The sequence below is a fragment of the Comamonas koreensis genome (assembly GCF_021026195.1).
Lineage (GTDB): Bacteria > Pseudomonadota > Gammaproteobacteria > Burkholderiales > Burkholderiaceae_C > Comamonas > Comamonas koreensis.
Genome location: NZ_JAJNCT010000005.1, coordinates 809,894 through 818,597 on the forward strand (window position 1 = coordinate 809,894; position 8,704 = coordinate 818,597).

Annotated in this window: 9 protein-coding genes; 5 read left to right on the forward strand and 4 right to left on the reverse strand. The window is 64.3% G+C overall.

Going from position 1 to position 8,704, the window contains the following annotated elements:
• Positions 1–283 precede the first annotated feature (283 nt).
• The 4 genes from LPW39_RS06025 to LPW39_RS06040 all read left to right on the forward strand — a co-directional run bounded on the left by LPW39_RS06025 (position 284) and on the right by LPW39_RS06040 (position 3,531).
• Positions 284–1,129 (forward strand): helix-turn-helix transcriptional regulator, encoded by an 846-nt coding sequence (locus tag LPW39_RS06025; protein WP_230772248.1) that lies wholly within the window; start codon positions 284–286, stop codon positions 1,127–1,129.
• An 80-nt stretch (positions 1,130–1,209) separates the two neighbouring features.
• On the forward strand, positions 1,210–1,842 hold the full coding sequence (locus LPW39_RS06030; protein ID WP_230772257.1) for a LysE family translocator: 633 nt from the start codon (positions 1,210–1,212) through the stop codon (positions 1,840–1,842).
• Positions 1,843–2,023: 181 nt separating this feature from the next.
• Positions 2,024–2,392, forward strand: coding sequence for a VOC family protein (locus LPW39_RS06035; RefSeq protein ID WP_230772264.1), 369 nt, complete (start codon positions 2,024–2,026; stop codon positions 2,390–2,392).
• 353 nt (positions 2,393–2,745) lie between these two features.
• The gene (locus LPW39_RS06040; RefSeq protein ID WP_230772266.1) at positions 2,746–3,531 is read left to right on the forward strand and encodes a YoaK family protein; all 786 of its coding nucleotides are present in this window, start codon (positions 2,746–2,748) and stop codon (positions 3,529–3,531) included.
• Between the two features lie 105 nt (positions 3,532–3,636).
• On the opposite strand, the gene LPW39_RS06045 is transcribed toward LPW39_RS06040, so the two are convergent.
• Together LPW39_RS06045 and LPW39_RS06050 are read right to left on the reverse strand one after the other, a co-directional pair.
• Complete coding sequence (locus LPW39_RS06045) at positions 3,637–4,440, reverse strand: substrate-binding domain-containing protein (protein WP_230772894.1); 804 nt, start codon at positions 4,438–4,440, stop codon at positions 3,637–3,639.
• A gap of 79 nt (positions 4,441–4,519) precedes the next feature.
• A complete protein-coding gene (locus LPW39_RS06050; protein ID WP_230772895.1) occupies positions 4,520–5,437 on the reverse strand; it encodes a Bug family tripartite tricarboxylate transporter substrate binding protein in 918 nt (305 codons plus the stop codon).
• A gap of 159 nt (positions 5,438–5,596) precedes the next feature.
• Between LPW39_RS06050 and LPW39_RS06055 the strand changes: the two genes are divergently transcribed.
• A complete protein-coding gene (locus LPW39_RS06055) occupies positions 5,597–6,496 on the forward strand; it encodes a LysR family transcriptional regulator (RefSeq protein ID WP_230772273.1) in 900 nt (299 codons plus the stop codon).
• Positions 6,497–6,699: 203 nt separating this feature from the next.
• Here the strand turns inward: LPW39_RS06055 and LPW39_RS06060 are convergent, their stop codons facing one another.
• Together LPW39_RS06060 and LPW39_RS06065 are read right to left on the reverse strand one after the other, a co-directional pair.
• Positions 6,700–7,737, reverse strand: coding sequence for an LLM class flavin-dependent oxidoreductase (locus LPW39_RS06060; RefSeq protein WP_230772280.1), 1,038 nt, complete (start codon positions 7,735–7,737; stop codon positions 6,700–6,702).
• Between the two features lie 35 nt (positions 7,738–7,772).
• Positions 7,773–8,702 carry an ABC transporter substrate-binding protein gene (locus tag LPW39_RS06065; protein WP_230772282.1) on the reverse strand — a complete coding sequence of 310 codons (930 nt, stop codon included), beginning with the start codon at positions 8,700–8,702 and terminating at the stop codon, positions 7,773–7,775.
• Positions 8,703–8,704 lie beyond the last annotated feature (2 nt).

Consider the following 8,704-nt stretch of genomic DNA (forward strand, 5'->3'; position numbering starts at 1 on the left):
AAAACGCTTGCAGATGCATCGGCCAGGAGGAAAAAAGCCGTCCAGACCGCAGGACATGAGCAAGCGCTAACTCGCAATGATAACGATTCTCGTTATTAATTTCACTTGGCTTTCACCAAACCCCATCTTCTGTCGCGAAGTGGCAACAGGCGGCTGAGCCGGCATCGCTGCGGGCGACGCCAGCCGTTCCATCGCACGGGGCCGGGCGGGTGGGTGATGGGCCGGTCTCTGCCATGCGAGAATCGCCGGCGGGCTCAGCCACAAGCCCTGTCAAAGCCATCGCATGCCTGCCCCAACGCCCATTACGACGCCCACCAGCCAGCCGGCCCAGGCGTTCTGGTGCGACCCGGCCCTGCCCTTTGTGGAAAGCCGCCGCGCCAGCCAGAGCCGGGCCTGCTACAAGCCGCACCACCACCCGAGCTTTTCCATCGGCGCGGTCGATGGCGGCCACAGCGTCTTCACCGGCGCGGAGGCCGGCCCGGTCCAGCTGTCACCCGGCGCCCTGGTCTTTGTGCCGGCCGAGCGCGTTCATGCCTGCAACCCGGCGCCCGATAGCGCCTGGAGCTACCAGATGCTGCACCTGGATGCCGGCTGGCTGCAAGCGCTGCGTGCGGAATATGCGGACCCGGCTGCGATGGCCAACGAGCCGGTGCGCATCGTTGAGGACCCTGCCCGCTACCGGCGCTTCTGCCAGCTCAATGCCCAGCTGTTCTCGCAGGCCGACGCGGCCGACAAGGAAGCCAGCCTGGTCGAGTTCATCGGCGACCTCGACACCCAGCAAGGCCTGCACATCCACGCCCCCGAGCTGCCATCGCGGTTGGTGCAGCGCATCCGCCCGGCGCTGGACTGCCTGCGCGCCAACCCCTGCGCCAGCGTGCCACTGAACCAACTCGCCGACTTGGCTGGCATGAGCCGTTACCAAATCATCCGCGCCTTTCGCAAGCTGACGGGCCTGGCGCCCCATGCCTGGCAGCTGAACCAGCGCATCAACCTGGCCAAGCAGCAGTTGCGCGGGCCCGATGGCATCGCGGCAGTCGCGCAGCAGCTGGGCTTTGCCGACCAGGCGCATTTTCAGCGGGTGTTCAAGGCGCATACCGGCGTCACGCCGGGCTGCTTTCGCAGACGCTAGATCTCCGCTGCAATTTCGTTCAATACAAGGCAAGCGACAGCCGCCACCATGCAAGGCCATCCCCCGCCTGGTCCTTTTGCATGCAACAGTTTTTGCTGATCGCCGCCGCCCATTTTCTGGCTCTGCTCTCCCCCGGTCCTGATTTCTTTCTGATCGCCCGCACCTCGCTGGCCAGCGGTTGGCGCAGCGCTGGCGCCGCCTGCCTTGGCATCGCGCTGGCCAATGGCGTGTTTATCGTCACTGCCTTTGCCGGTGTCGCCGCGCTCCAGCCGGGCAGCCGGCTGTTCATCGCGCTGCAGCTGGCAGGTTGCGGCTATCTGCTCTACCTGGGCCTGCTGTTTATCCGCCATGCGGGTAAAAGCGCGCTGGGCGTTGCAGCCAGCCCGGGGCAGGCGGCCGCAGCCCGCACCACATGGCGCCGCGCCGCCTGCATGGGTTTTCTCTCGGGCATTCTCAACCCCAAGAACGCGCTGTTCTATGCCAGCCTGGCGGCCATGCTGACGGGCCCGCATGCCAGCGTGGGCTGGAAGCTGGTGTACGGCAGCTGGATGTTCAGCATCGTGCTGCTCTGGGATCTGCTGATTGCCGCACTCATCGGCAACCCCGCCGTGCTGCGGCGCTTTGCGCGGGCATTGCCGTGGCTGGAGCGCATCTCGGGTGGGCTGCTGATCGCACTGGCCCTGGGGGTGATCGCAGCAATGTGGCTGCGTTGAGGCCTGCGAATCGACGGGGTTGCCGTCCTCTGTGCCTGGCAATTTCGCGCAGTATTTTTTTCGTGTCTGCACCTCTGCAAAACACGGCTGGATGGGGGATTTGAAAGCAGCGCTCAACGTGCATTGGGTATGCTCGCGCAATGGCAAGGCAATTCTGCCCTGCACATTACAAGGAGCAAACATGTTCGATCACCTGGGCATCGGCGTCTCCGATATCGCCGTAAGCAAGCGCTTTTTTCTCCAGGCGCTGGAGCCGCTGGGGGTCTCACTCGCAATGGAAGGGCCAGGCAGCCTGGGTTTGGGCCGCGATGGCAAGCCGTCGTTGTGGATCTCGGAGTCCATCGACAAACCCGCTCGCCTCCACATCGCCATCAGCGCCCCCACGCGCGCGCAGGTGGATGCCTTTTATGCGGCGGCGATGGCGGCCGGCGGACGTGACAACGGCGCTCCAGGCCTGCGCCCCCATTACCATCCCCATTACTACGCAGCCTTTGTGCTGGACCCGGACGGCAACAACATCGAAGCGGTTTGCCACCAGCCGGCGCCCTAACCATCGCACTGCTATCTTGATGCCGCTGGGCTCAGGGCCATGGAGTGCAGCGCTGCAAGGCGTGGCCTCAGCCTGGATGAGGCGCTCCTGATACTGGCGCGCCAAAACGCAGCACCGCGCCGCATCAAAGGATCAACAGCAGCTCGCGATGGCGGTGGCTGCGCAAGGTCTTGCCGGGCGAGACGGCCAGCCTCCTGGGCGTTGGCCGGCAATGGCTGCCCGGTTCAAGGCTAACCCCACCTCTTTGGCCCGATGCAGCCCAGCCTCGACCGGCCGCGCACAGTACCCTGGCAGCGCACTTATGCGCACTGGTGCGTCACCATATGTACCGTGTCGGTCTCTGGAGTTTTTTTATGCGACGACTTCGCCACCTGACCAACCGCCACCGCGCCCAGTCCACCAATGTCGCGCTGGGCTGGGTGCTGGCGTTCAATGCAGGAGCGGTCAACGCGGGCGGCTACCTGGTGTTGCAGATGTACACCTCGCACATGACCGGCTTTGCCTCGCAATTGGCCGATGGGCTGGTGCTGGACAACCTGAAGATGCTGCTGAATGCGTTGGGCGCCATCCTGTCGTTCATGGTGGGGGCAGCCGTCTGCGCCATCCTGGTGAACTGGGGACGCGAGAGGAGCCTGTACAGCGTGTATGCGCTACCGCTGATGCTCGAGGCGCTGATGCTTCTGCCGTTCGGGCTGATGGGCGCCGCCACGCTCAGCTGGCAGACGCCTTTTGCGGTGCCGCTGACCGTACTGTTGCTGTCGTTCATGATGGGCCTGCAGAACGCGGTGGGCTCCAAGACGTCGGGGGGCAGCATTCGCACCACCCACATGACCGGCAACATCACCGATCTGGGGATGGAGCTGGGCAAGCTGCTCTGGTGGAATCGCCGCCGCCGGGGCACCCCAGCGCCGCTGCAGCCCGTACCGCACCACCGGGGCCGCATGCGCATTGCCGCAGGCCTGATCGGCATGTTTGTGCTGGGCAGCATTGCAGGCGCGCTGGGTTTCAAGTTCATCGGATTTTTTTGCGTCGTACCGCTGGCAACCTGCCTGCTGGCCATCTCGCTCCCGCCGTTTCTGCGCGATGCCCAGCACTCCGAGGAGCTGCGCGGATTTTTCCGCAAACGCGGGGGGCGCTGACGCAGCGCTTGCGGCTGGACGATGCAAGGCCCGGCCCTGCGTGTTGGGCCATGGCTGGTGCCCCCGGGTCGGCATGCGGGGCTGCAGGATGCCCGTCTCGCCGGTTCAGCGTGCGGCGGCAGGCTCCATCCCGGTGCTGCGAACCAGCGGTGCCGCCGCAGCAGAAGCGAGAAAGCGGATGAAATGCCGTGCCACATCGGGCTCCGCCGCAGCCGCCGCAATCCCCGCCGAGAAAAACACGCGCTGCTGCACCTCATCGGGCAGCGGCCCGACAAACTCCAGCTCCTTGAACGGGAGCAGTTCACTCACCTGCTGAAAGCCAATCTCCGCATCGCCCCGCAATACAACCGCGCCGACGCGTTCGCTCAGAATTCTGGTGGCCTTGTCCTTGATCTGCTCGGCAACACCCAGACGCGGAAACAGCTCGCTGGCGAGATAGGTTCCACTCGCGCTGGCCGAATAGGCAATGCTTTTGGCATCCAGCAAGGTCTGCTTGAGCGCTTCGACCGAGCTGATGTCGGGTTTGGGTATGCCCTTGCGCACACTCATGCCAATCATCGAGCGCGCCAGATCCACACGCGAGCCCTGCTGGACTTTGCCTTCGGCGATGAGCTGCTCCAAGCCGGCGTCCGCCAGAATCACGATGTCGAACTGCTCACCCCGCGCCAGGCGGCTGGGAATGGCGTCCTGTGCATTGCCCATCGAAGCGCCACGCGCCGTGATCACTTTGTGACCGGTGGCCTGCTCGTACAACGGCACCAGCTGGTCATAGGCCGCCGAGAACCCGCCGGAGGTGACGACGCGAATATCGGCTGCATGGGCAGTGGAAGGCTGTACTGCGCCGGCCAGCAGCCCCAGGCTCAGCCAGCCGGCTGCCAGGCTGACCACCGCACGGCGTTGCCAGCGCATGGCACAGGCGCTGCGAAGAAGATGGGATATGGACAAGGCTTGTCTCCTTATGGGTGATGGGTGAATCCCCCAGCCAGGGCTACTCGATCGTGATCTTGCGATCCTGGATGATGCGGCCCCATTTGGTGTATTCCTCGGCGATGAACTTGCCCAGCTCCTCGCGCTTGCCCGGTGCAGCGGTCTGGCCGTGCTTGAGCAGGTTGTCATACACCTCGGGCGCGTTGAGGGCCTTCACCAACTCCAGATTCCACCGGTCCAGCAGCGCCTGTGGGGTCTTGGCGGGCGCCAAAAACGCGTACCAGTTCGTGGCATTGAAACCGGGGTAGCTCTCTGCCACCGTGGGCACATTGGGCAGGTAGGCGGGGCGGGTCAGGCCAGTGGTCGCCAGCGGGATCAGCTTGCCGGACTCGATATGCGGCAGTGCGGTGGGAGGCGCGGCATAGAACGATGCGACGCGGCCGCCCAAGACGTCCTGCAAAGCAGGCGCGCCGCCCTTGTACGGGATGTGGACGGTGTTGATGTGGGCAACATCGTTGAGCAGCTCGCCTGCCAGGTGGGAGGCCGATCCCGGCCCCGTGGAGGCAAAGTCCAGCTTGCCAGGCTCGCGCTTGGCTTTGGCGACATAGTCCGCGAGCGTCTTGATGCCGGTGCCGGCCGGCACCACGAGCACATTGGGAAAGACTACCCCCATGGTGATGGGTGCCAGATCCTTCAGCGGGTCATAGCGCAGCTTCATCAAATGCGGCGATATGGTCAGCGGACCGATCGAGCCAAACAGCAGCATGGAGCCATCGGCCGGCCCATTGGCTACCTGCCCATGCGCCAGGTTTCCCCCAGCGCCTGGCTTGTTGTCCACGATCACGTTCTGGCCGATGTTCTCGCTCAATTTCTTGGCGATGACACGTGCAGCAATATCGGCCGATCCTCCAGCGGCAAAGCCGACGACCATGGTCACGGGCCGTTTTGGCGGAAAGTCCTGCGCATGGCTGACCGCCATGGACAGGCCAAGTCCAGCCGAGACAAGGCCCAGCACGGCCGATCGTTTCTTTGTCATGTTGTCTCCTGCGCACGCCGCGCGTGCCTGCTTTTGTCGATACCCGCGATCCTAGGCAGGCAGTGTTATTCTGTAAATTGCAATTTAATGAGGAACTATTGCATGGGGCGCATCAAATTCGACATGGGCGAGTTGGAGGCATTTGTGATGGCGGCCGAGAAATCCAGCTTTCGCATGGCGGCCGAGGCGCTCTTTCTGTCCCCGCCGGCACTGAGCAGACGCGTGGAGCGTCTGGAAGCGGCGCTGGGTGTGCGGCTGCTCGAACGCACCACCCGGCATGTTCAACTCACACCCGTGGGCCAGGATTTTCTGCAGGAGGCGCGCAGAGCACTTGCGGGTCTCGAAGATGCCGTTCAACGGGTCGACGACCAGCGCGGGCTGCGCCGGGGAAGGGTGGTGATTGCGTGCATACCGTCGGTAGCTACCAATTTGCTGGCCCCGGTTTTGAAGGAATTTGCGACAGACCAGCCGGAGGTGCAGGTGCATGTGATGGACGAAAGCGCCAAGCGGGTACTGGACGCTGTACTGCAGGGGGAAGCAGATTTTGGATTGAGCTTTACCGGCAGCCAGGAGCCATCGCTGCAGTTCGAGGCACTGACCAGCGAACGCTATGTGCTGGCGATGCCCAGAAACCACGGCTGGGCAAAACGCGAACAGATTGCATGGATGGAGCTGGCGGGCCAGCGGCTGGTATCGGTATCTCGGCAAAGCGAAAACCGCTTGCTGCTGGACCAGATCGTTGCCCAATTGCCGGACCAGCCTGTCGCATGGTATGAATGCAACCATCTGTCGGGCGCCTTGGCCTTGGTTGAAGCAGGATTGGGGCTGGCGGTCATACCCCAGCTCGCACTGCGACAAAACCAAGCCCAGATGTGTGGCGTGCCGCTCAGCTCTCCTGAAGTGTGGCGCACCATCGGGCTGCTACAGCGCCGCGACCGAACCCTCAGCCCTGGTGCAGAGACATTGCGCAGCCGCCTTCTGCATCGGTATGGGGAACACTGAGCCCGCCGCTGCGTCCAGCAGCGCGCTGGCCTCTGCGCCGCTGGCGATGCCAACCCTGGCGCCGGCAAAGCCGCGGGGCTGCCGGCGGTTTCGATGACAGCGGATGGGCGTGGAAGACGACCCCGGGGTGGCGCTGTAGAGCGAAGTCGGCATCCAATGCCGCCTACGGAGGACCACCCCTATCGGCTTGCGCATCGCTGCGCTCAGCCACCCACCGTCTGCTGTGCATGGTGGTTTTGCCAGCCCAGCGCAGGTGCAATGCGCTCCGTGAAATCACTCAGAATCTGCAGGTAGTCCTCATGCGGCAGGTTGTAGGGCAGCTCCAGCCGCAGCTCGTCCACCAGGGGCAGAACCGGGTCCACCAGGAGCGACTCCAGAATCTGCGCACTGCTTCCGACCAGATCGCGGGCAAACAGCACCCGGCGCTCGCCCTGGGGTGCCAGTGTGCGTGCATGCCGGCTCTGTGCAAAGGCCTCATAGCGCTTGCGGCTGCCCGCGTCGGCGCTGTCGGTGGGCACGATCACCCGGCCCAAGGCGACCCGCGGCGCGTGTGGCGCCGTCCAGTGGTTGCGAAAGCGCTGCAACTCGGCCAGTTGCGTCTCGAAGAAATGGTCGCTGTGCTCGCCCCGGTTCAGGTTGCCGATCAGCAGATGCAAGCCATTGCGCCCCGCCCATTCTGCCGAATGCAGCGAGCCGCCGCCATACCACAGCCGATGCGCCAGACCTGCTGCGTGGGGATAGATGCGGGGAATGTGCTGGCCAGCCGGTGATTGCACCACGGCGCCTTCGGGTCCCAGAGGCTGCCCCTGCAGCTTGCTGCGCAGCCGCGTGACGCGCGCATGCGAGAAGTCGATGTGTGCGGGATCACCGTCATACAGGTGCGCGCCCAGCAGGTCTCCATGGTTGGGCGCCCCGGCGCTCACGCCGACCTGGAGCCGGCCTTGCGAGAGCACATCCACGGTGGAGAGGTCTTCCGCCAGCCGGAAAAGGTTTTCGTATCCCAGCTGAATGACGGCGCAACCGAGCTCCATGCGTTCAGTGCGCTGGGTGGCTGCGGCCAGCAAGGTGGAGGCGGACGACACAGCGGGCTCCAGATGGCGCTGGCGTACCCAGCCCCCGTCAAAGCCCAGCTGCTCCCCGTATTCCAACAATTGCAAGGTGTGCTCAAGCCCAGACCAGGGCGCGTCCTCCGCGTGGTTGCCCGGCGTGAGGAAAGCGATGCGGGAGATATGAATGCGCATGGACAGGCCTATGGGAAAAAGGTGGCGGGCGCCGATCAGAACTTGGGCAGTCCCGGCGGATTGGTCTCCGAGCGAGGCAGCGCTTCTTCGGCGAGTTTCCAGCGGTCCAGTACCTGCGCGTACTGGCCGCTCTTGATCAATCCGTTGGCAGCTTGCGTCACCGCATCGGCCAGGCCACTGCCCTTGCGGGTGGTGACGGCGACATCCGACTTGTTGGGCCAGCCTGCGTTGACCGTGCCCACAAGCCGTATCTGCCCGTCCCTGGCGGCCTGGTAGGCCTGCGGCGCGTTCGGGTTGAAGTTCACATCGGCGCGGCCGGACACCAGCGCGAGCGTGCGGGCCGTTTCATCGTCGTAGTACTGCAGCTCGGCCGGTTTCAGGCCTGCAGCAATGTTCAGGCGGTTCCATTCCAGCGCGATGCGCTCCTGGTTGGTGCCCGAGGCCGATATCAAACGCAGGCCGGCAATGTCCTTGGGCTCCTTGATCGAGGTGATCTTGCTGCCCGTCTTGACATAGAAGCCGTGCAGGCCCAGCCGGTAGGTGGAAAAATCGAATTTTTCCTTGCGCTGCTCGGTGACGCCGACGTTGGAGATCACCGCATCGTATTTGCCCGAAGTCAGCCCCAGTGGCCAGTCCGCCCAGGCAATCGGCTGCAGGTCGAGCTTCAGCCCCAGCGCATCGGCGATGAGCAGGATGAAGTCCGGATCAAAGCCCACGATGGTTTTGGCATCGGTGGCATAGGTCCCCGTCGGGGGTGCGCCAGGATGGATGGCCACGGTCAGTACGCCGGGCTTGACGAATTTGAAGTCCTTGGAGAGCGCGGCAATCGCCGTTTCGTCCCGGGGCGCGCGCAGGCGCCCCTTTTGCTCGGGGCTCAGGTCGACCACGGTCTGTGCATGTACGGCGCCGCAGAGGGACAGAACGGCCAACAGGGCCAGGCGGCGGAGGCTCTTGAGGGTGGACATGG